This window comes from Paenibacillus salivarius (genome assembly GCF_051307165.1).
GTDB lineage: Bacteria > Bacillota > Bacilli > Paenibacillales > Paenibacillaceae > Fontibacillus.
The window spans coordinates 735,760-757,571 of the sequence record NZ_CP195592.1; the positions used below are offsets into that span (position 1 = coordinate 735,760).

General features: G+C 56.1%; 19 protein-coding genes. 14 read left to right on the forward strand and 5 right to left on the reverse strand.

Translation table 11 applies throughout. The annotated features are described in order from the left end of the window. The first annotated feature begins 41 nt into the window (after positions 1–41). The 8 genes from ACSFXJ_RS03290 to ACSFXJ_RS03325 all read left to right on the forward strand — a co-directional run bounded on the left by ACSFXJ_RS03290 (position 42) and on the right by ACSFXJ_RS03325 (position 8,086). Positions 42–440: a NusG domain II-containing protein gene (locus ACSFXJ_RS03290; RefSeq protein WP_435923798.1), complete on the forward strand. Its 399-nt coding sequence runs from the start codon at positions 42–44 to the stop codon at positions 438–440. Next, the gene (locus ACSFXJ_RS03295; protein ID WP_435923799.1) at positions 424–978 is read left to right on the forward strand and encodes a Gx transporter family protein; all 555 of its coding nucleotides are present in this window, start codon (positions 424–426) and stop codon (positions 976–978) included. Before ACSFXJ_RS03290 ends, ACSFXJ_RS03295 begins: the two co-directional genes overlap by 17 nt. Positions 979–1,021: 43 nt before the next feature. Beyond that, positions 1,022–1,861: an energy-coupling factor transporter ATPase gene (locus tag ACSFXJ_RS03300; protein WP_435923800.1), complete on the forward strand. Its 840-nt coding sequence runs from the start codon at positions 1,022–1,024 to the stop codon at positions 1,859–1,861. Further along, positions 1,837–2,766, forward strand: coding sequence for an energy-coupling factor transporter ATPase (locus tag ACSFXJ_RS03305; protein WP_435923801.1), 930 nt, complete (start codon positions 1,837–1,839; stop codon positions 2,764–2,766). Before ACSFXJ_RS03300 ends, ACSFXJ_RS03305 begins: the two co-directional genes overlap by 25 nt. Positions 2,767–2,768: 2 nt before the next feature. After that, entirely contained in the window at positions 2,769–3,569 is an 801-nt protein-coding gene (locus ACSFXJ_RS03310; protein ID WP_435923802.1) for an energy-coupling factor transporter transmembrane component T family protein, read from the forward strand. A 45-nt stretch (positions 3,570–3,614) separates the two neighbouring features. Then, positions 3,615–5,627, forward strand: coding sequence for a peptidase U32 family protein (locus tag ACSFXJ_RS03315; protein ID WP_435923803.1), 2,013 nt, complete (start codon positions 3,615–3,617; stop codon positions 5,625–5,627). A 277-nt stretch (positions 5,628–5,904) separates the two neighbouring features. Continuing rightward, a complete protein-coding gene (locus ACSFXJ_RS03320; RefSeq protein ID WP_435923804.1) occupies positions 5,905–7,203 on the forward strand; it encodes an aspartate aminotransferase family protein in 1,299 nt (432 codons plus the stop codon). A gap of 10 nt (positions 7,204–7,213) precedes the next feature. Beyond that, on the forward strand, positions 7,214–8,086 hold the full coding sequence (locus ACSFXJ_RS03325; RefSeq protein ID WP_435923805.1) for a UbiA-like polyprenyltransferase: 873 nt from the start codon (positions 7,214–7,216) through the stop codon (positions 8,084–8,086). A gap of 420 nt (positions 8,087–8,506) precedes the next feature. Here ACSFXJ_RS03325 and ACSFXJ_RS03330 read toward each other — a convergent pair whose 3' ends face one another. From ACSFXJ_RS03330 to ACSFXJ_RS03345, 4 genes are all read right to left on the reverse strand, one after another. Further along, positions 8,507–9,493: a polyprenyl synthetase family protein gene (locus ACSFXJ_RS03330; protein ID WP_435923806.1), complete on the reverse strand. Its 987-nt coding sequence runs from the start codon at positions 9,491–9,493 to the stop codon at positions 8,507–8,509. Between the two features lie 71 nt (positions 9,494–9,564). Then, the gene (locus ACSFXJ_RS03335; RefSeq protein WP_435923807.1) at positions 9,565–10,017 is read right to left on the reverse strand and encodes a hypothetical protein; all 453 of its coding nucleotides are present in this window, start codon (positions 10,015–10,017) and stop codon (positions 9,565–9,567) included. 114 nt (positions 10,018–10,131) lie between these two features. Next, positions 10,132–12,009 (reverse strand): NAD(P)/FAD-dependent oxidoreductase, encoded by a 1,878-nt coding sequence (locus ACSFXJ_RS03340; protein WP_435923808.1) that lies wholly within the window; start codon positions 12,007–12,009, stop codon positions 10,132–10,134. 48 nt (positions 12,010–12,057) lie between these two features. Beyond that, entirely contained in the window at positions 12,058–12,969 is a 912-nt protein-coding gene (locus ACSFXJ_RS03345) for an FMN-binding protein (protein WP_435923809.1), read from the reverse strand. A 221-nt stretch (positions 12,970–13,190) separates the two neighbouring features. On the opposite strand from ACSFXJ_RS03345, the gene ACSFXJ_RS03350 reads away from it, so the two are divergent. From ACSFXJ_RS03350 to ACSFXJ_RS03375, 6 genes are all read left to right on the forward strand, one after another. Next, positions 13,191–14,711: an HD-GYP domain-containing protein gene (locus ACSFXJ_RS03350; RefSeq protein WP_435923810.1), complete on the forward strand. Its 1,521-nt coding sequence runs from the start codon at positions 13,191–13,193 to the stop codon at positions 14,709–14,711. 164 nt (positions 14,712–14,875) lie between these two features. Then, complete coding sequence (locus ACSFXJ_RS03355; protein WP_435923811.1) at positions 14,876–15,073, forward strand: CsbD family protein; 198 nt, start codon at positions 14,876–14,878, stop codon at positions 15,071–15,073. 160 nt (positions 15,074–15,233) lie between these two features. Then, complete coding sequence (locus tag ACSFXJ_RS03360; protein WP_435923812.1) at positions 15,234–16,670, forward strand: sensor histidine kinase; 1,437 nt, start codon at positions 15,234–15,236, stop codon at positions 16,668–16,670. 143 nt (positions 16,671–16,813) lie between these two features. Continuing rightward, positions 16,814–17,191: a RidA family protein gene (locus ACSFXJ_RS03365; protein ID WP_435923813.1), complete on the forward strand. Its 378-nt coding sequence runs from the start codon at positions 16,814–16,816 to the stop codon at positions 17,189–17,191. Positions 17,192–17,337: 146 nt separating this feature from the next. Continuing rightward, positions 17,338–20,478, forward strand: coding sequence for a DEAD/DEAH box helicase (locus tag ACSFXJ_RS03370; RefSeq protein WP_435923814.1), 3,141 nt, complete (start codon positions 17,338–17,340; stop codon positions 20,476–20,478). Next, positions 20,475–21,347, forward strand: coding sequence for a hypothetical protein (locus ACSFXJ_RS03375; RefSeq protein WP_435923815.1), 873 nt, complete (start codon positions 20,475–20,477; stop codon positions 21,345–21,347). The genes ACSFXJ_RS03370 and ACSFXJ_RS03375 overlap by 4 nt, the downstream gene beginning before the upstream one ends. A 17-nt stretch (positions 21,348–21,364) precedes the next feature. On the opposite strand, the gene ACSFXJ_RS03380 is transcribed toward ACSFXJ_RS03375, so the two are convergent. Further along, positions 21,365–21,736 (reverse strand): hypothetical protein, encoded by a 372-nt coding sequence (locus ACSFXJ_RS03380; RefSeq protein WP_435923816.1) that lies wholly within the window; start codon positions 21,734–21,736, stop codon positions 21,365–21,367. Between the last annotated feature and the right edge of the window lie 76 nt (positions 21,737–21,812).

The window sequence follows — 21,812 nt, forward strand, 5'->3', positions numbered from 1 at the left end:
ACATCTAAGATTTAGACAATTAAAAAATAAGGGAGTTTGCCATGAAACGCGGAGATATCCTGCTGATCGGGCTCGTCGTTGTCATTGCGGCTGCGTTTTTGGTCCCCAGGTGGCTTGGTGGGGATGAAAGTGAAAAAAATCACAACGAGACAAAAGTCGCAAAAATCACGGTGGACGGTAAGCTTTACCGGACCGTGGAACTGACCGAAGAAGAGCAAACGATCGAAATTAAAACGGAGTTCGGCTACAACTTATTGAAAGTTCACGATTACGGCATTCAAATGATCGATGCGGACTGTCCGGACGATATATGCCTGACCTTTGGCTTCGTGGACCGGGTCGGAGGGACGATCGTCTGCTTGCCTAACAAGGTGCTCGTCGAGGTCGAAGGCGGATCCGGAACCGGGGGAGGAGATGAGCTCGATGTCATCGTTAAATAAGGAATCGAATCTTGCGCTGAAAAGAACCGTGATCGTGGCGATTTTTGCCGCGGTGGCGGTGGTGCTCAGTTTGGTCGAGTCGCTGATTCCGGTCAATATGAGCGTGCCGGGCGCAAAGCTGGGCCTGGCGAATATTATGGTGCTTACTTGTCTTTATTTTCTGCGGGCGAGAGACGCCTTGATGATGGTGCTGCTCAAAACCTTGCTGACCGCATTTATTTTCGGTACATTTTCCAGCTTTCTGTTCAGTATTATGGGAGCCCTGTTCAGCTTTGCGGCGATGTGGTTCCTGCTGCTCGTCGGACGCAAGCGCCTGAGCGCCATCGGCATCAGCATTGTCGGCGGGATCGCCCACAATATCGGGCAGCTGACCGCGGCATCCATCTATTTTAATACGACAAAAATATTCTACTACTTGCCTATGCTGCTCATTATGGGGGTTCTGACGGGGATTGCGGTAGGGATCGCGGTTAGATATCTGGTCCCGTCGCTGTCCAAATTGTCGCTGTTCGACGGGTTCCTTGCCGAAACGGCGTGAGCTGAAATTCGGGATTCGGGTATTCGGAAAGGGGCGATGAAGAATGGAAGGCACCGGCCTTGCCTTTGAATTAGAGCACGTGTCTTTTGCTTACGAGCCGGAGGAGCCGGTTCTGGATAACGTCAGCTTCAGTATTCCCCAAGGAAGCTGGGTGTCTCTGGTCGGACCGAACGGCTGCGGAAAGTCTACGCTCGCCAAGCTGATCGGCGGTCTGCTTGCCGTCAACGGCGGAACGATCAGGGTGGAAGGCATTCCGCTGAACCCCGAGACGGTATCGCAAATCCGCCCGCGGATCGGCATGGTGTTTCAAAATCCGGACAATCAATTTATCGGCTCAACCGTGGAGGAGGATATCGCCTTCGGCCTTGAGGGGCGGTGTTTGCCGCGGGATGAGATGAGGGAGCGGGTCCGTCGTTATGCGGAAAAGCTGGAAATCGGGCACCTGCTTTCAAAGCATCCCGCCGAGCTTTCCGGGGGACAGAAGCAGCGTGTGGCCATTGCGGCCATCCTTGCCATGGAGCCGGGCATCGTCATTTTCGACGAATCCTCCTCTATGCTGGATGAGAAAGCTCGCGGAGAACTTCTTGATATCGTTCGGGAAATGAAGGGAAGCGGACGGTACACGATGGTCTCCATTACGCATGATGCGGATGAAATTATGGCTTCGGACAGGGCTATCGTGCTGCGTGACGGCGGCATTGCGGCCGATTTGGAGCCGCGGGAGTTGTTCGGCGACGCCGGTCTGCTAAGGGCCTGCCGACTGGTCGCTCCTTTTGAAATCCGGCTGGCGCGGGAGCTTGCTCTGCATGGAATAACACTGCCGCACGCTTACCCGGAAAAGGGGGTGGCGGACAGATTATGGCAATTATGTTCGAGCAAGTAAGCTTCGCCTACGACGATCGAAGCCTATGGAGAAACGGTGCCCTTGAGGGGGTCAGCCTGGAGCTTGAAAGCGGCGCATTCGCTGCCATTGCCGGGTCTACGGGCTCGGGCAAGTCGACGCTGCTGCAGCATTTAAACGGGATCCTGAAGCCGACGGGCGGTAAGGTCCGAGTTCTGGATTTTATCCTCCAGGCGGGCCAAAAGCAGCCCCCGCTACGCGAGCTTCGCAGACGCGTTGGTCTCGTTTTCCAGTTTCCCGAGCAGCAGATGTTTGAAGATACCGTGGAGAAGGATATCATCTTCGGTCCGAGGAACTTCGGCATGGATGCGGCCGAGGCCCGGAAGCAGGCCAGCAAAGCGCTTGCGATGGTCGGGCTGGACGATTCGTTTCTCGGCCGCAATCCGTTCCATCTCAGCGGCGGCCAAATGCGCAAGGTGGCGATCGCATCCGTGCTGGCGATGGATCCGGACGTGATTGCGCTGGATGAGCCGACCGCGACGCTCGACCCGCAAAGCAGGGGCGAAATGGCCGAAATGTTGTTCCGGCTTCAGCGGGAGCAGGGAAAAACGGTAATCGTCATTACCCACCGGATGGAAGAAATGCTGCCTTATGCGGATACATGGATCGTGATGCATAAGGGAAGCAAAGCGTTTCAGGGAACGGCGGGAGCATTGGTCCGTGAGGCCGACCGGCTCGAGCGCGAATGCGGCCTGGCGATTCCGGCCGGCATCCGGATTTGGAAAGACATCGCCTCACGCTTTGGCCTGGAGGAGGAAGAGCCGTGCTTGACTCCCGAAGCTCTTGCCGAGCGGGCTTCGCGTCTGCTGGAGGAGCAGGGGCGAAACAAAGACAAAGGCATAGGCACGGGCGGGAACAAGGGCATCACGAGAAAAGGAGACGGTTGACGATGCGAAACAAGCTGCTGTTTGGCCGGAGTATCGATACCGGTTCCTGGGTTCACGGCCTCGACCCGCGGGCCAAGCTGACCGGAATGTTTCTTTATCTGGCTGCGATCGTGATCGTCGGATCGTGGCCGGCACTCGGCATTGCGGCCGCCTTTTCGATCGCCTACATGCTGGCAACGCGGATTCCGCTGAAGTATTACGTGAAGGCCGCGAAGCCGCTATGGGTGCTCATGGTATTTATTTTTGCCGTCCAGTGCCTGACGGTAAAGCAGGGATCCGTGCTGTTTCGCGCAGGAGCCTGGACGCTGTACTCGGGCGGATTGAGCAGCGGCTTTATCGCGGCCGCACGTATGGCGCTCCTGGTTTCTTTTACGGCGATCCTGACGTTTACGACAACGCCCGGCCTGCTGAATCAGGGGCTGTCGGGGGTGCTTGCGCCTCTGCGAAAGGTCGGCATATCCGCCCAGAGGTTGACGCTCATGATGAGCATCGCGCTCAGGTTTATCCCGACGATCCTCGACGAGACCCATAAAATATTGAAGGCGCAGGCCGCGCGCGGAGCCGATCTTAAAGAACTTCCCTGGAAGGAAAAAGGCAAGCTGCTGGTGTCCTTGCTCGTTCCGGTAACGGTCAGCGCATTTCGCCGGGCGGAGGAACTGGTGCTATCGATGGAAGCCCGCGGATTTATGATCGGCGCGCCGCGCTCGGAGTACCACCGCTTAAGCTGGAAACCGCGGGACACCTGGTTTGTATTTTCATATATCGCACTGGTTACCGTCGTACTGATCATCAAACTTATATAGACAATCCGCCTAAATCTAGCGGAACAACGGAGGAGGGAAACAAAGGTGGCACGTTATTTTAACGGAAGAGAAGTTGAACTGTTGGCACCTGCGGGCACGTTTGAAATTTTCGAAGAGGTGATTCGGGCGAATTGCGATGCCGTCTATTTCGGCGGGCCGAGCCTGAATATGCGGCTGATGCGCAAGGGATACAATTTTTCGCGGGAGGAAATGACGCGGGCGGTGGAGATCGCTCATTCGCTGGGCAAGAAAGCCTACGTGACGGTAAACAATTTGCTGAACGAGGGCGAAATCGGAGAGGCTTCCGAATATTTGAAGTTTCTCGAAAAGGTGGGGCCGGATGCGATTATCGTTCAGGATTTTGCCGTCCTCGCCTTGATTCGGGAAATGGAGCTTTCGCTTCCGGTGCATTCCTCGGTCATGATGAACGTGCATAACGTGGAGATGGTCAAGGCGCTTCAGGAGCTCGGCGTCACTAGAGTCGTGACGTCCCGCGAAATGGATCTGCACACGACCCGTTATTTGCAGGCGGCGACCGGCATGGAGCTGGAGTATTTCGTACATGGGGATATGTGCTCGGTACACGGGGCGAACTGCTATTTCAGCTCGCTCGTATTCGGAATGAGCAGTAACCGGGGCAAATGCCTCAAGCCGTGCCGTTGGGATTACCGCGTCAAAAAAGACGGCAACATCTATCCTTCGGAATATCCGCTGGCCGTAAAAGACATGTTCATGTACGAGCATATCCCGGAATTGATCCATGGGGGCATTACGTCTTTCAAAATCGAAGGCCGGATGCGGGACAAAGCGTTTGTGGTCATGCTGGCGAACGCCTACGGGGATGCCATCGACCGCTATATTCAAGATCCCGCCGGATTCGAGCGCAGCCGGGATACCCAACTGCTGTATGAAAACCGTAAACGGGACTTTTCCACCGGATATGCGTTCGGGCGTCCGGGGCTTTCGAACATCAACAAGCGTTATGAAGGGACCGGGAAATTTTACAGCACGGGAAAAGTGTTCAGTACGCCGACGGCGGAGCGGGAGCTCGGGGTGAAGCGGCTGGACGAAATTCGGGCATTTTGGAGCGGCGGCTTGGACACGGGGCGGAATGCTTTGTCCAAACGGCCGTCGACTTCCGAAATTTCGGTGCATGTCAACAATATGGCACAGGCGAATGCCGCGTTGGAGGCGGGGGCCGATCATATTTATCTGTCGGGCGACGTCTTTGAACCGGACCGTCCGTTCACCAAAGCGGACATTTTGGAGCTGGCCGCGCTCAAGGGCCCGGCGAAGCTCTATGTATGCATGCCCCGCATGATGACGGAGCTGCACTTCGATATTTACGATGCCCTGTTATCGGGAGAACGTCTGCCGATCGACGGCGTGATGGTGACCAATCTGGGCGCGGTTCGCAAATTTGCCGCCAAAGGCTATCCGCTTGTAGGGGACTTCAACCTGAACGTGTACAATCGGCTGTCCGCGAAGTTCTATCATGAGCTTGGCGTGAAACGCCTGACGGCTTCGATGGAGCTGCCGCTCCGCGATTTTTCCGCGTTGATGGAGGATGCCCCCGCACCGATGGAAGCGATCGTGCACGGCTCTCCTGCGATCATGTATATGGAACACGACCTGTATGAGAATGCGGAAGTGTTTGAGCCGATTGGGCTGGAGGACAACAAGTTCGTCGACAACCAGGTGCTCGTGCTGATGACGGACCAGGGGGAAAACCCGGTTTACCGGGACGTGCATGGACGGAATCATTTGACGCTGGCCAAGGAGCTCTGCCTTTTGCCGCTGGTAAAAGAATTAAAGGAAGCCGGGGTGTCCGTATTCCGGATCGAAGGGGCTACGTACCGGCCGGAGCAACTGCGGACGATTATCGGGGCATACAAGGCCGCGCTTGCCGAGCCGGAAAAGGCAATCGAGCTTTTCGGGGGCCTCGAGCCGGTATACGCCGGATATACGCTCGGGGCGCTGCAGTTCGACGGCGGGCCGGCGGGAACAGGTAGCGGCACCGAGGCGGCGGTTGGGGCCGAAGAGCCCGTCAGGGTGTAAGCTTGGAGGAGCGAACGGTCTCTCCATTCGTTTTGCCGAACCGGGAGAAATCCAAAATTAAATATCGGGAAAACCTCCCGCTATTTTTCAATAAATGAAGCGATGATGCAATTTAAAGGGAAAATATACCTATATTTGTGGCTATTTTCGCTTTTGATCTCGATTCATGCAAAATTAGCCGGAGAAATTCCCGTTAAGTCGGCAATTCGCGATAAAAGCGCAAAATTAACGGGAGTAATTCCGGTTATTCCTTGAGACTAGAAAGGGGCGGTTAAGGATGCAACACTTTATCGGACCGGAGGGCGTGATGGCAAAGCGGAGGGCGTATTTTTACCCTTGCACCAGCCATTTTTACCGCAATCCGCCGCAGCTGGTTAAAGGCGAAATGCAGTATTTGTACGGGCATGACGGCACGTGCTATACGGATTTTTTTGCCGGGGTTTCCGTGGTGGCCGGCGGGCATTGCAATCCGGAGATCGCGGAACGGACGGCGGAGCAGCTGAAAACGCTGCAGCATACCTGCACGATCTACCTGACCCAGCCGAACGTCGATCTGGCGGAGCGGATGGCAGGCATACTGCCTGGCGAGCTCAGACGGACGTTCTTTGTGAACAGCGGCTCGGAGGCCAACGAAGGCGCACTGCTGCTCGCCCGGCTTCATACCGGGCGCAAGGGGTTCCTTGCGCTGGAGCAGGGCCTGCATGGCCGGACGTATTTGACGATGAGCGTCACGGGCCTGACGATGTGGCGCTCCGACCCGCAGCTCGCGGAACCGGGCGCGGCGGACGTGACGTTCATTCCGCGGCCCTTTGAGCGCGGGATGAACCAAGATGAGGCGGCACGCCGCTCCATCGAGGCCCTGAAGGCGGCGCTGGAAGCGAAGGGCGGCGAGATCGCCGCCATGATCGTGGAGCCGATTCAGGGCAACGGAGGCATCATCGTGCCGCCCGACTGGTATTTCCCTGAAGTGAAGGCGCTGCTTGAGCAGTACGGCGTACTGCTCATCGCCGATGAGATTCAGACCGGCTTCGGCCGTACGGGCCGCATGTTCGCCATGGACCGGTGGGGCGTCACACCCGACATCGTGACGATGGCGAAGGCGCTCGGCAGCGGCATCCCGGTGGCCGCGTTCGCCTCGACGGACGCCGTTGCCGCCAGCTTCACGAAGCCTTCGGCTTCGACGTTCGGCGGCAATCCGGTGTCGTCCGTCACCGCGCTGGCGGTGCTCGATTACATCGAGGCCCACCGCCTGCCCGAACGCGCCGAGCGCCTTGGCGGCCTGCTGCTCGCCGGCCTGCGCGACCTGGCCGCCCGGTATCCGGGCATCGTCTCCGATGTGCGCGGCGCAGGCCTGATGATCGGCGCCGAGCTGTGCGCGGACGATCGCGGGCGCGGAGCCGTCCTGGCAGACGACGTCCTGGAGGAGATGAAGGACCGGGGATTCATCATCGGCAAAAACGGAGTCGGCCGCAACGTGCTGGCCTTCCAGCCGCCCCTCGTCATCACGGAGGACGACATCTCCGACATGCTGGCGGCGCTGGACCGGTCGCTCGCTGCCGTAGGCACGGCCAAGTAGGAGGTAACGTATGGAATATGTACGTAAAGTCGGGACCAAGATCAGGCTGTATAGCGAACTGGTCATGTTCTCGCACACGTTGTTTTCATTGCCGTTTGCGGTCATTTCGATGATTTGGGCCGCGGAAGGATTCCCGTCCTGGAGAGTCATGCTGTGGGGGCTGATCGCCTTGATCGGCGCCCGCAACGGGGCCAACGCGTTCAACCGCGTGACCGACCGGATCTTCGACGAAATGAATCCGCGGACCGCGCACCGCCACCTGCCGAGAAAACTGCTGGGTGAAAAAGAAGTACTCCGGTTTGTGGCCGTCAACTATGCCGCATTCATCTTCGCTTCGGCCATGCTGAATACGCTATGCCTGGTCTTGTCGCCGGTAGCCATTTTTCTGATCTCATCCTACTCTTATACGAAGCGCTTTACTTATCTCAGCCATCTGTATCTCGGATTTACGATCGCGTCGGCCCCGATCGGGGCCTGGTTTGCCGTCACCGGGGAGTTTGCGTTTACGCCTTTCATCCTGGGCACGATCGTGATGCTGTGGATCGCGGGATTCGATATCATTTACGGCACCCAGGATATTGAATTCGACCGGAATCACGGGCTATGGTCGATTCCAAGCATTTTCGGGCTGAAAAACAGCTTGAGGATCGCCGCGGGCCTTCATTGCATCATGGTGCTTCTGTTGATCGCGCTGATCCCGATCCGGCAGCTGGGATGGCTGTATATGGCCGGAGTTGCCTTAGCCATCCTCCTGCTGATGACGGAGCATAAAATCATTAAGCCTTCGAACCGTAAAATGATGAAGGTAGCTTCCTACAACTTAAATCAGGTCATCAGTATGATCATTCTGTTTTTCACCGTCGGGGACTTTTTTCTGAACTGATCTCTATCATAAAAAAACAAAGGCGCCTGAGGGCGCCTTTTTAACTGCTGCGGATGGGGGGAGGGCTGGCTGGTAAGAGGAAAGGACTTCCTTGCGGGACCACGCCACGCCTCGCTGGATCAATAAGTATGAAATAACGACCCTATACTCTGCAAAAGTCCGCCAAAACGCTAAATGTATGCGAAAATTCAACCAGAATCGTTCGTTATGCGGTCCAAAGCTAGATTTGTGTATGATATTTCATACAGAACTGCTCCATTTCGCCCAAAAAACTAATTTGTGTACGAAATTTCATACAGAATGGCTTAATATCACCCAAATAACCGATTTATGCACGAAATTTCATACAGGACTTGATTGTGAAAAATAGAAGCACGGCCGTCCGGGCACTGTGACCGGATGACCGTGCTTTTTATCGTTTCAGCTTTCCCGCCCCCCGAAATAATGCAGGAGCACCCGCAAATCCCGATGGGCCGGGAACCGGCTCAGCCGGCTGATCATGTCCTCCGCCTCCTCCAAATATTGCACGCTCAGGAGTTCGCTTTTCCGCAAGGCATCGGACTGTTGAATGGCCGCGATCACGGCGTCGACCTGGGCGGCCGGCGTATCCGCCGAGATGCCGCGAATGGCGGCAGATAGCCTATCGTCCTGCAGGGCGAAGAGTACCGGCAGGGTAACCTGGCCTTTGCGTAAATCGCTCCCGGCCGGCTTGCCGAGTTTTTCCGCCGACTGGGTGAAGTCGAGAATGTCGTCGCGGATCTGGAAGGCCATCCCCAGCTTTTCGCCAAAGGCGTAGAGCAGGTCGGCCACATCGTCGTCCGCGCCGGCGGACTGTGCGCCGATCCGCAAGCAAGTCGCGATTAACTGGGCGGTTTTGTTTCTGGATTTCTCCAGGTATTCCTGCACCGTGACCTCGTAATCGAACAGATGGGACAACTGTTGATACTCTCCCAAACAGAGCTGTGTCGTCGCCAGAGAGGAGAGATCGTACACATATCGCTCCCTGTCCGACGAATAGGCGGAGATCAATTCTACGACCCTTGCGGACATATAATTGCCGACGTGAAGGGCCCCGTTGATGCCGAGCTTGATATGAAGGGCGGGTTGCCCGCGGCGGACCGGAGAATCGTCGATGATGTCGTCATGAATCAGGGAGGCGGCATGAATGAACTCTGCGGCTGCCGCCAATCTCCAAACTTTGCGTTCATCGGGCGCAGGCCCGAAACGGCTGCCGACGATGACCATGAGCGGGCGGACCCGTTTGCCTCCGGAGCGAACCAGCTCAACAATGCTTTGACCGAGGGCCGAGGAACGGGGAACATCCCTGTCGGCCTTGACGATATTTTCAATTTCCCGGTCGACCGATTTTAGCGGGATTCCGAGCGCTTCGTCCAATTTGATGTTCATAGACGCCTCCTCCTTTTCCGGTTGCATAACAACCCATCCTTGGCTCCTTGAAAACACGGGAAATCATAGCGTTAACCCGCCCGGCTTTGCCGGGCTGCGCCTGCTTCAAGCCGAAGGAAGGCTTCCCAACATTCCAGCAGGCGATCATCCTCCGCTTTCCCGTCCGCGCGCCGGATTTGAATTTGCTTGATGACCGGGGCAAGTTGGGACAACAGGTCGATTTCGCGCCATTCCAGGCAAAGTTGGATATATAAACTGTATAGATAGTCGCCGTTCAGCACCTTGCGGGTGAGCATTTCGCCGGAAACGGATTCGTTACAGCCACCGTGGTACGAAAGGGCGAGCTTGATTGCGACGTAAATGGACAAGAGACGCTGCCCGCGTTCTGCCGGCATGTCATATTGCTTCAGCAGCAAAACAAGGGGACGCACGTCCTCGTCACGGATGCCGGCTTGTATCCCGGTTTCGGGAGATATTTTGCTCTGCAACAAATGACAAGCGTTTTGGATGAACTCAGTATTCATAAGGGCACGCTCCTCGGTGAAACACCAAAATTAGTTAAAATCTTAGGTAATCGTGTAAAAATTAGAGTAATGTGCGGTATACGCACATTACTCCGCATGCTACAAGTTAAAAGATCATTCCGTATATAAGTACCATCTTCGTACAAGAGGAATCTTCTTCCACTGTTTTTTCAGCCAAGGCAGAACATAGTAGTCGAGGCCGAACGTGCTGCCCGAGCCGCCGATCAGGGCAACGCCCGCGGTCATGTACCAGAGCATTTCCGTCGAAGCCATGCTGGACGACCAGATCATCACCCCGAGAGCAACCGTAGCCGCAGAAGCGACGGCCGTGAACAAACCGGCGATGATCATGACGCCGAGGGCGATTTCCATGAAGACCATGAAAAATTGGAACACGCTGGCCAACGCGGTGTAACCGCCGTCCGAAGTATAGAAGAACAATTCCATGAACCAATTCACGATGCTCTTGATAAATTCCGGAACCGGCAACGCGGTAACGGCCGTAGATGCACTTTCTACCGCGGATGCGGCTGTTTGGGCATCCACCGTTTCCGTTACTTTGCTGGCAGCCTCGCTGGCCGCGGAAATCGCGTCGCCCGCGTTCGGAGATGCCGGAATCAGGAAGATGTTCGAAGGATCTTTCCACACTTTAGGCAGCTTGTCGAGTCCTTCCTCAAGCCATTTCCAGCCGACGAAAATCCGGAGCGGCAGAAGCCAGAAGTTCGGGGAACGTTTGGCGAAATGTCCGCCGACGAAGCTTCTTCGGTTGTGCACATGGAAAAATTCATGCATCATATAAGTCCAAACTTTTGCGAAGCCCGCAACGGTAAACAGGTAGTACATATTGATCATGTGCTTGCTGAACATCGCCAGGAAGCCGCTGAGCATGAACATTTTGTTCGGCAAACCGACATTCGCTACCCCGTACCGGCTGCCGATACATACCATCGTGCCGTGGAAGCCCGGTTTATAGGATTTCTTAGGCTTGTTGTGAACATCGGCGTAAATATTGTGGGCGATAAGCGGGCCGGCTTGCTCGGCGTTCTCAACCATTTGCGGCACCGGACGAGTTTCGCCTTCGGGAATGAAGAAGATGTTATCGCCTACGATATACACATTTTCATGATCCACGCTTTGCAGTTTGTCATTCGTGACGATCCGCTTGCGGCCTTCTTGTTTGACATCCAGCTTGCCGACCAGTTCGGAACCTTCCACGCCCGCCGTCCAAACGACGGTATCCGCTTCTAGCTCCTTGTCGCCAAGGATGACCCCGGTTTTGGTAACTCCGGTAATTTTGGCGCTGGTAATAATTTCGACGTTCATTTTACGCAGGCGTTTGGCCGCCTTTTCGATCAGCTTATCAGGCAGGATCGGCAAAATTTTCGGGGCCATATCCGCCACGACGAGCCGGACTTCGCTTGGATCGATGTAGAACTCCTTGCACAGCTCGTCGCGGAACTCCGCCATCTCGCCGACAAGCTCGACACCGGTGAAGCCGGCTCCGACAACAACGAAGCTCAGCATTTTCCGGCGTTTGGCCGGATTGGATTCCTTCGCGGCCAGCCCGAACTTGTTGCGGATTTGTTCCTTCAGACGTACGGCGTCCTCGTAGGACCACAGGGTCAAGGAGTGCTCTTCCGCCCCCGGGATTCCGAAGAAGGTCGGCTTGCAGCCCGTACCGATGACCAGGTAATCGTATTTGTACGTGTTTTTCTCGGAACGCAGTTCATTGGCAGCAAAATCGATATGATCGATCGAATCCAGGACGACATCCACTTTTTGACCTTCAAAAATCTGCTTCAGTTCAATCTTGACCGAGTCTTCCGGAGCGCGATTGGCGGCAACCTCATGCAGTTCCGTCAAAAGCGTATGGTACGGATTCCGGTCAATCAGCTTGATTTCTACGTCCTTATCCTTTTTGAACAGTTTGGCCAGATGCTTGGAAGTAACGACACCGCCGTAACCGCCGCCCAAAACGACTATTTTTTTCAAGAGATTCACCTTCTTTGTTTAGGGTGGTATTCATGGTGCAAACTTGAATTACTTCGCTTGCTCAAGCGCTTTTGTCACCAAATCGAAATAAGAATTCAAGCTGATCGACACGCCGGAGATGGCGTCGGTTTTGCCTTCTTCATTGAAAGATACGGAAGCCGGATCCTGTTTTTCCACCAGATAGGCTTCAGCTTTGGCTGCTTGCTCGTGCCATTCGGCTTGAGCGCCGCCTTTTTCCTTCATGCCGTACTTGCCGTCGATCGAGTTTTGCTTCTTGTCTTCGCCGGCTTCGTTAACGCCGCTGAAGTTGACTTTCACGATTTTTCCGGCCGCGATGACGACATCCGCGGTTTCCTTCCAGCCGGAATGCTCATCGAATTTGTCCGCTTCGGCATGATAAGTGCCGTCTTTATAGGTTCCGGCTTCAACCGGTCCCGCAGTCAAAGCCTGATCGGCCAAGTTAAAAAATTCACTTACATGGACGGAAACGCCCGTAATCGCGTCGGTTTTGCCTTCTTCATTCAAAGCGATATCCTTAGGATCCTGCTTTTCGATCAGGTACTGTTCCACTTTCTCGGCTTGCTCATGCCATTCGGAAGATGCGCCGCCGGCTTTCATGCCGTATTTGCCTTCTTTGGAGTAGGTGACTTTGTCGACGCCTACGTTGGCGTTGAGGGCGTTCCATTTGGCTTCCGTGATTTTGCCGCCGGAAACGGTCAGGGTGACGTAGGACTGCCAGCCGGTTTTCGCGTCGGCTTCGCCTTGGGCAAAGTAAACGCCGTCTTGATATTTGCCTTGTTCGGCGTTGGTGCCGGCATTGTTTGCAGCGCCGTTGTTCGTCGTTGCTTCGGTGCCCGCGTTGTTGGCAGGTGCCGCATTGTTAGCCTTGTCATTCGAGCCGCAGCCGGCAAGGATACCGATCAACAGGGCGGTGCACAGCAGAATAGATGCTTTTCTCATGTTTGATGACCTCCAAAAAATTAATATATAATGGGAAAGTAGTGCCGTTAGGGAGTCCCAAAATCTGTGTTCGAGGGAATTTTAGCATATATGTATACGGGTTAATGTGAAAAAAATCACTTGGTATGTGATAAATTGCAACTCTACTCCTCTATGAAAATTTTTAATGTCCCTGCCGATAAAAATGATAGGAGTGGTCCTAAAGAAGGGATGGCTGGTCTTTGACGGTCTACAAAACGTTTATAACTCGCTTGAAGCTTAATTACGCGGCAGGATTCGTGCTTACGGTCATTGCGGCCTGCGGACTGATGGTTTTTACGCCGCTTGAACTTCCCCGTGATCAGCATCTATGGTTAATACTTATCGCAAGCTTGTCCATCTGCACGATGTTTGCGCTGGAATATGCCGTGTTCTATATGCAGCTCCGGCCGATCCGCAAATGTTTTACGGGCGATACCGACAGTTTTTCCGCTCTCCAAAACGTATACATAAGAACGCACCGGTTGCCTGCGCTTGCGGTCAAAAGAATCCTGGGCCCTCATTTGTTCGGCCTGTTGGTTCCCGCAGTATCTCTAACGCTTTGGCTTATATATACCGGTAAATTATCCGTGCCCTATTATTACGTCCTGCTCGTTTCGATCGGTGCGGTTCTCGTTGCCGGGGCGCACGCGCTGATTGAATTTTATTTGACTTCGGGCGCTGTCCGCCCGGTTCTGGCCGAACTCGGCGCTCGTGCGCGACGCTCGTTCGGCAAGGAATTGACGCTTAACGGGAGAGTGCTCATCTCCATCCGGAGAAAGCTGAGATGGAGCTTTTTCCTGATCGGGGCGTTTCCGCTGCTGTTGTTCAGTTTATCGATTCAGCTCGTCACGGGCGGATTGAACATATTCGAAACCTCCTACTGGCAGTGGGCGGTATACATACTTGTTTTTGGTTTAGGCTTTGCCGTCGTCGGCTCCAGATTGCTTACCCGGGAGATGGTCCTGCCGATTCAGCATTTATATGAAAAAATGACCGAGGTGAAGAACGGCCAGTGGGGGGCCGAAGCCAGCGACTTGTTCTCCGATGAATTTTCGCGGCTGGTATCGGGATTCAATCACATGCTGCGCGGAATTAACATTCAGGCCGGGAGAAACAGCCAGCTGCTGGAAAGCTATTTCGCAACCTTGGCCGTGGCGCTTGATGCCCGTGATCCCTATACGGCGGGCCATTCCCTGAGGGTAGCCGAATATGCGGTCGAAATCGGCCGGCTTGCCGGGCTTCCGGAAGAAGATATCGACGATTTGAGGAAGTCGGCGCTGCTGCACGATATCGGAAAAATCGGGATCAGAGACGCGGTCCTTTTAAAAGAAGGCCGTTTGACCGACGAGGAATGGAAGCAGATTAAAGAGCATCCGGTGCTTGGCGAAACCATTTTGAAACAGATCGAGCCCGCCGATGCGATGGCTCCCTTCCTGGCGGGGGTAAGATCACACCACGAACGGTATGACGGCGGAGGTTATCCAGACGGCTTGCAAGGCGAAGGCATTCCGTTGTTCGGCCGGATCATCGCGGTGGCCGATGCGTTTGACGCCATGACTTCCGACAGGCCTTACCGCCAAGGGCTGGACAAAAAAACGGCGATCCGTATTTTGGAGGAAGGCCGCGGGACGCAGTGGGATCCTCATTTCGCGAAGCTGTTCGTGGATAATTACCGAAAAAAACAGCAAAAACGGGAATCGTTCAAAGCCGAGATCCGTTAAAATAAATGGCCTCTGTCCGGCAGCCATCCGGTACAGAGGCGTTGTTGCGTTTTTCAGGAAGAACCGGCATGCAGTGGGAGGAACAGGCATTCCGGTTCAAACCGGGGGCTGAAGGGTATTTAGAAATACATAGCACTTCATTATGGACAAGGAGATGATTTCGAATGGATCATAACGTGTTCAAAGGAAAGTGGAATCAAGTGAAAGGCGAACTGAAAACGCAATGGGGCAAACTGACGGACGATGACTTGGATGTTATCGACGGGGAGAAGGACAAGCTGGTAGGCAAGCTCCAGGAGCGTTACGGACATACAAAGGATGCCGCCGAGCGCGAGTATGAGGACTGGGCGCGGAAATATTAATACGCCCGAGGAGCGACAGCCCGATAGGATAGAACGTTTAAAGGCGCGAATCCATGCGATTTGCGCCTTTTTGGCATACGATAGTCTCATTCCCAACGGCCAGGCTTATGTTAATATGAGTATTGAATGACAACGATGAATGACTTTTGGGAGTGAGCATATGGGCTTAGGCAAGATGTTTTTACTCAACCTAGGAATGCTGGTTACGGTTGCCTACCTGGCAAATGTCATATATAAGTACGCACTCGCAAAACTGTCACCCAGGATCAATTATGTGTTGTCCGTAGTATTGATTATATTTGCGGGCTGGATCTGCATGAAATTCGGCTTCAAGTTGAAAGATCACGTTATTTTCGACCTTCGCATTGTTCCTTTGATCATTGCTTCAGCCGTATACACACAGCCCTTCACATTGGTTGTTATCGGCCTGGGCATCGGATTGGCGCGGTTGACTTTCGGAATTAACGACGCGGCCATAGCCGGGCTAATCAACTTTTTAATTCTGGGCGTCCTCTGCGCCGGCTTGAACGTTTGGATGAGGCGAAGCGACTACAGGCTGTCCATTAAGGGAACGATTACGATTTTGGCGGTAAACGCCGTCAATACGGTCAACATAGCCATATTCGGAGTGATTCCCGCGAAGCAATATTTGCTTGAAATTACGCCGGTCACTTTCCCGCTATCGGTCGTTCTGAGCGGCGCGTTCGCCCTTATATTATGGGATTTTCAGATGGAACGGAAGCATACGGTTGAACTTAAGTATGCGAACGAGTTATTGCAAAGGCAGACCGAGGAGCTCCGGGGGGCCAAGCTGGCGCTGGAGGAAAGAGCGAACCAGCTTGCTCAGGCCTCCCGGTACAAATCCGAATTTTTGGCCAATATGTCCCATGAATTAAGAACGCCGCTCAACAGCATCATCAATTTGGCCCAGCTCATTTCCGAACGCGATCCGGCGGAACAGCCGGAGGACGGAGACGATACGCCCGATTACGGAACGATCATTTACAAGTCCGGACAAGACCTGCTGCAGCTGATCAACGATATTTTGGATTTATCCAAGGTGGAGGCCGGCAAACTCGAAGTCGTTGAGGAGGAGGTCGTGGTCGCGGAGCTGGCGCAAATGATGGAAATGCATTTTGAGTATACGGCCGAACAGAAAGGGATTCCGTTTGAAATCCAGGTGGAAGAGGGACTGCCGTGCACGATCGTTTCCGATAGCCAGCGGATCGGGCAAATCCTGCGGAATCTGCTTTCCAATGCGTTCAAGTTTACCCATGAGGGACGGGTCACGCTGGATATTCGCAGAGCAAAGGCGCCGGACGGGCAGCCGGAGGGCGAATGGATCGTTTTCGCCGTTACGGACACCGGGATCGGTATACCCGAGGATAAATATGAGACCATCTTTGAAGCTTTCCGCCAAGCGGACGGTTCGATCAGCCGCAAATACGGAGGAACCGGGCTTGGCCTGCCGATCAGCAAGGATCTGGCCCGGCTGCTGGGTGGGTTCATCCGGCTGCGGAGCAAAGAAGGGCACGGTAGCACGTTTTCCCTGTACTTGCCCCTCCCCAAGGGAAATAAGGCGAAATCAAATGCCTAGACGGTTGCTTAGGGTACCATTCCCCGCTACAATAATAAAAAAAATATAAGATGAAATAAGAGAATAAGATGCGGGCAACATTTTACGTACGAGCCCATCATCCAATTCCTCAATCATCTTATTTCGAAAAAGAGGGATAACGAATGAACAAACAAGTCATTTCAACAACCGCCGCTCCGGGAGCCATCGGGCCATATTCCCAGGCCGTGCAAATCGGGGACCTCGTATTTGCTTCCGGGCAACTGGGGCTGATTCCCGGGACGGGGGACCTGGCCTCGGGCGTCGAAGCGCAAACCGAGCAGGCGCTCCGCAACGTCATCGCCATTTTGGAAGCGGCGGGGACCGGGCTGGACAAGGTCGTCAAGACGACGGTGTTCCTGAACGACATGAACGACTTTGCCAAAGTCAACGAAATCTACGGAAGCTTCTTCAGCGAACCGTATCCGGCGCGCAGCGCGGTACAGGTAGCCCGCCTGCCGAAAGACGCGCTGGTGGAAATTGAAGTCATCGCTTCGAAATAGGAAACGATATATGAGCAAGCTGCCCTTAAGGGGCAGCTTGTTTGTTCTCGGGCCGCGGTTTTATCGAGCCCCGGTTTCGTATAAGATAGAAGTAATGCGGTTTTAAAGGCCGGTGAAAGTGAACCTTCAAATGACGGGAGACCACCATGAATCAACGCCTCTATGGAATATGGCTCGGAGATGTGATGTTTTGCTTCTCCGGTGAAATATCGGAAGTAAAAGTGGATGCGTGGACGGCGGCGATAAGGCCGCTCGAGCCGGCGGCCGGTATCCGCCCTTTTCAGCATGCGGCATTGCGGCTGGCCGAAATCAGATATCCGGTTTCTCCGGCCCGCAGGCAGCATGCGGGAGCCGGAGAGCGGAAGGGCCTGATCGGCAGGACGCTGGAAGGCCTGGCATTGCCGGTACGGGAAACATGGCAGCTGCTGTTGGGCTGGGATGAGGCATTTTTTACGGCCCAAGGCATTAAACCCGGAGCCGAAATGGGTTACTGGAGCACCGCTGCCCGCTTCGCGCTGGACTTGCTGAAGCGGGGCAAAATCGTGCCCGGTATGAAGCCGGGCACGGAAGGACACGGGCGCAGGCGCAGCTCGAGAAGCTCGATCGCGGCGGTCTGGGGGCCGCTGCTTGATGAGGCGGCGGATGAGGAACGCTTCCGCAAGCTTGCCGCGTCGATGCCCCCGCTGGCGCTTGCCGCGCTGCAGCCGGCCTATGACAAGGAGGACGGTTCGATTGCCGACCGCCAGATGGCGGTACTGCATTCATTTTTGACGGAGCTGATGGATCACGAGGTTCGCAAGGCCGTCGCCGATCTTGGCCGGAAGCTGAATCCGGCTCGGGCCGATTACCGCCGGGGCATGTCCCCGCTTTCGGAGCTGTGGTGGAACAGCCTGCTTACGGCCGGAACGCCGCCCGAGGTTCAGGGAAGCACTGAGGAAATCGGACAGCTGGCTGGAGAGATCAAGGCGGCAGGGTTTGATCGGCCGCGTTCGGAGGATGAACAGTCCGAGGGGATAGCGGCAGGGATGCTGCGCCTATGCCTTCGCATCGAACCCGTGCCGGAGGCCGTGGGGGATGCAGAGAAGCCGGGGCCTTTGTGGAGGTTGTCCTTTTGGGCCGAAGGGGCGGAAGATCCTGCCTTGCTTTTGCCGGCAGGGCTGATTTGGAGCTATCCGAATCCGGATATGGAAGTGCGCGGCCGGAAGTATGCTAACGTGAGCCGGAATCTGCTGCTGCGCTTATCCAAAGCGGCTGAACTTTCGGCGGAAGTGGCGGATGCGATGGAGACGGAAAGGCCGGAGGAGGTGCTGCTTCGCCCCGAACAGCTGTATGCCCTCCTAAGCCGGTCGGTCGCCCAACTGAGAAAGCACGGGGTGAGCGTTCAAATGCCTTCCCGCTGGACGCGGGAAGGACGGCGCAGAGCCGGGCTGAAGATTAAGGCTTCGGGCTGGAAAGGAAACGCACCCGAAAAGGCCCCCGAAGCGGGGTTAGGCGTCAAGCAACTGGTGGCGTTTGAAGCGGAAGCGGTGCTGAACGGGCAGGAATTGACCCTGGAGGAGCTGTCGCAGCTTGCCTCGTCCAAATCTCCGCTCGTGCTGTTTCGGGGCGAGTGGATCGAAATTGACGTGAAGGAACTCCGCCAAGTGCTGAAGTTCATGAAGCGTCAGGAAACCGGGACGATGACTTTTCGCGATTTGATGTATTTGGCGTCCGGCGAGGATCAGGATCTGCTGATGGACGGACTTCCGGTGGAACGCGTGGAAGCGGAGGGCATGCTGGCGGCTTTGCTGTCAGGCGAAGGGCTGCGCAATCTCGCCACCCGACCGGTTCCCCGATCGCTAAACGGGGAGCTCCGGCCATACCAGGAAAGGGGCTTCCAATGGCTTGCCGCGATGCGCCGGCTTGGTTTCGGTTCGCTGCTGGCGGACGATATGGGGCTTGGTAAAACCGTACAGGTAATTACGGAGCTGCTCGACGGACTGGAGACATCGCCGGGAACGTGCCTGATCGTATGTCCCACCTCGCTGCTAGGCAACTGGCAACGGGAGCTGGGCCGCTTTGCTCCGCAGCTGAGCCTGTATGTGCATCACGGTAGCGACCGGCTTCGGGGTGAACGGTTTATCGCGAAATCCCGGGCCAGCGATATCGTCCTGACGACATACCAGTTGGCGGGGCGAGACGGCAAAGAGCTGATGCAGCTGGATTGGAGGACCATCGTTCTGGATGAGGCGCAGTACATTAAAAACTTTGGAACGAAGCAGGCGCAGAGCGTAATGAAGCTTAGCGCGCCCCACAGGATCGCCATGACCGGGACGCCCGTCGAAAACCGGCTTGGCGAGCTGTGGTCGATCTTCCAGTTTCTGAATCCGGGTTATTTGGGAACGAACGCATCGTTCCGGTCCCGGTATGGCGGAACCGGGGCGAATGAGACTGCCGAGCTGGAACGGCTGCGGCGGCTGGTGGCTCCTTTTTTGCTCAGGCGTTTAAAAAGCGATCCCGACATCCGCAAGGACTTGCCGGAGAAAATCGAACTGAAATCCTACTGCACGCTGTCGGTGGAACAGGCCCGCATGTACGAAGCCGTCACTTCGGAGCTGATGTCGCGGATCGGAGACAGCGGCGGGATCGCCCGCAAAGGACTCGTACTGTCCTCATTGACCCGGTTGAAGCAAATCTGCGATCATCCTGCACTTGGATCGGGACGTTCTCCGGCGGCTTTGGCCGAAGCGGGACGTTCGGGCAAACTGGAACGGCTTACCGAGCTGCTGGATCTGATTATCGACAACGGGGAGGCGGCGCTCATTTTCACCCAGTATGTGCAAATGGGCGAGTTGCTGTGCAGGGAGCTTGGCCGGCGTTACGGAAGAACGCCCTCGTTCCTGCATGGAGGCGTCGTGAAGCAGGAGCGGGACGACATGGTGCGGGAATTCCAGGAGGGCAAGGGTTCTCCGATTTTCGTGCTGTCGCTGAAGGCCGGCGGGGTGGGTCTTAATCTCACGCGGGCCAACCATGTGATCCATTATGACCGCTGGTGGAACCCGGCGGTAGAAAATCAGGCGACGGACCGGGTATTCCGGATCGGGCAGCAAAAAAATGTGGAAGTGCACAAGCTTATATGCCAAGGGACGCTGGAGGAAAGAATCGACGAACTGATCGAACGGAAGCGATCGCTTTCCGAGCAGGTCGTCGGATCCGGCGAGCAATGGATTACGGAAATGTCGGACGAACAATTGCGCGGTCTGATCGCCCTGCAGGCTGGAAGCATCATGGAGGAGGGAGCGGAATGAGCGGAAAGCGGCCTTTGGTTCCGCGGGAAGCCGTTATTGAAGCGGTGCCCGGCGGATTGCGGGTGACGGTTCCGGCAAAGGCGGCGGAAGAGTCCAAACGCCGCCGCCGGACCAGCGGCGGCGAACCCGGCGATGCCGCCGGGAAAGGGCGTGACGCGGGAAGCGTCGCGCCTCGGGATTCGGCGCCGGAATGCACCGTCGTGCTTCCGGCGTACGCGCCCGGCGCTCCGGAGCGCGAAGCGCTGCCGGAGCGGCTCGCGGCCCGGCCGCTGCTGCTGGCCGGGCTGCTCGAGGAAGGGGCAGGGGCGATCCTCGCCCTCCTGCCCGAGCAGCCGCCGTGGCGGCGGCAGGCCGCCACGGATCCCGCGTGCACCTGCGGTGCACGCGAATGCGGCCATGGCGCGGACGCCATGGCCCGGGGCGACGCCGCCTGGGCCGCGGACGCGGGCCTGCGCCTCGCGCTGCTCGGCTGGACGCCCGAGACGCTGGCGGCGGCCGCCCTGGACCGGTGGGCAGCGGTGAAGCCGCTGCCCGACCCCGAAGAGGCCCTCCGCCGGGCGGCGGGAGGGCCTGAGCACGCCCCGGGCTCCGCCGGGGCGAACGGCGGGCCGGCCCTTGCGGAATGGCTGGCCGATATGGCCGGGCAGGGCCGGTTGCACCAGCCCGGCCCGGAATACCACGATGTGGCGGAAGACCTGCTTAAAGCTCTCCGCCACAACGTAAAGCCCGGCCACGGGCCCGCTCCGGCCCCTTTGACAGCGATGCTGCCCGGCGTGTCCGGAGCGGCCAAAGGATTGGCCCTTGTCGCGGGCCGGGTCATGGAGCGCGCCGCGGAAACGGCCGGCGCCCCTACAAAAAAGCCGCGCTAAACCGATGCGCGGCTTTTTCATTTGTTTAACGGCGAGCCCCCGTTATATCCCGGATGGTGATAATCGGTATTGGCCAGATTGTCGAGGATGCCCGTCTCCATGATCGAGTTGCGGGTGCGTTCGCTGCCGGTCCGGTACAGCATCACGTACAGATCGATCAGGCTGCGGTCGAACTGATCCGGCGCCTCGTCGTGGTCTGCCGATTTATACGGAACCGGGGCGCGTCTGAACGTGTATTCGTCTTTTTTGGATAATTTCGCGATTTTGTCCCGGAGCTGCTCCAGTTCCTCCTCGTCGAGGAATACCTGGAATTCGGAAGAATCGCCGGGAACCTCTTGAATGAGCCGGTGCGTTACGGATACATAGTAAGGGGTCTTTCCGGAAGCCACTTGCCATCCCTCCTCTTCATACAACGATCAATTCTACTCTTTTTTACACCCTGATCGGGACCGTGAACCAGGGCCG

What these genes read in the sequence shown, in the direction of transcription:
- ACSFXJ_RS03290 (WP_435923798.1), top strand. Translation starts at nt 42, where the DNA reads ATGAAACGCGGAGATATCCTGCTGATCGGGCTCGTCGTTGTCATTGCG.
- ACSFXJ_RS03295 (WP_435923799.1), top strand. Translation starts at nt 424, where the DNA reads ATGTCATCGTTAAATAAGGAATCGAATCTTGCGCTGAAAAGAACCGTG.
- ACSFXJ_RS03300 (WP_435923800.1), top strand. Translation starts at nt 1,022, where the DNA reads ATGGAAGGCACCGGCCTTGCCTTTGAATTAGAGCACGTGTCTTTTGCT.
- ACSFXJ_RS03305 (WP_435923801.1), top strand. Translation starts at nt 1,837, where the DNA reads ATGGCAATTATGTTCGAGCAAGTAAGCTTCGCCTACGACGATCGAAGC.
- ACSFXJ_RS03310 (WP_435923802.1), top strand. Translation starts at nt 2,769, where the DNA reads ATGCGAAACAAGCTGCTGTTTGGCCGGAGTATCGATACCGGTTCCTGG.
- ACSFXJ_RS03320 (WP_435923804.1), top strand. Translation starts at nt 5,905, where the DNA reads ATGCAACACTTTATCGGACCGGAGGGCGTGATGGCAAAGCGGAGGGCG.
- ACSFXJ_RS03325 (WP_435923805.1), top strand. Translation starts at nt 7,214, where the DNA reads ATGGAATATGTACGTAAAGTCGGGACCAAGATCAGGCTGTATAGCGAA.
- ACSFXJ_RS03330 (WP_435923806.1), bottom strand. Translation starts at nt 9,493, where the DNA reads ATGAACATCAAATTGGACGAAGCGCTCGGAATCCCGCTAAAATCGGTC.
- ACSFXJ_RS03335 (WP_435923807.1), bottom strand. Translation starts at nt 10,017, where the DNA reads ATGAATACTGAGTTCATCCAAAACGCTTGTCATTTGTTGCAGAGCAAA.
- ACSFXJ_RS03345 (WP_435923809.1), bottom strand. Translation starts at nt 12,969, where the DNA reads ATGAGAAAAGCATCTATTCTGCTGTGCACCGCCCTGTTGATCGGTATC.
- ACSFXJ_RS03355 (WP_435923811.1), top strand. Translation starts at nt 14,876, where the DNA reads ATGGATCATAACGTGTTCAAAGGAAAGTGGAATCAAGTGAAAGGCGAA.
- ACSFXJ_RS03360 (WP_435923812.1), top strand. Translation starts at nt 15,234, where the DNA reads ATGGGCTTAGGCAAGATGTTTTTACTCAACCTAGGAATGCTGGTTACG.
- ACSFXJ_RS03365 (WP_435923813.1), top strand. Translation starts at nt 16,814, where the DNA reads ATGAACAAACAAGTCATTTCAACAACCGCCGCTCCGGGAGCCATCGGG.
- ACSFXJ_RS03370 (WP_435923814.1), top strand. Translation starts at nt 17,338, where the DNA reads ATGAATCAACGCCTCTATGGAATATGGCTCGGAGATGTGATGTTTTGC.
- ACSFXJ_RS03375 (WP_435923815.1), top strand. Translation starts at nt 20,475, where the DNA reads ATGAGCGGAAAGCGGCCTTTGGTTCCGCGGGAAGCCGTTATTGAAGCG.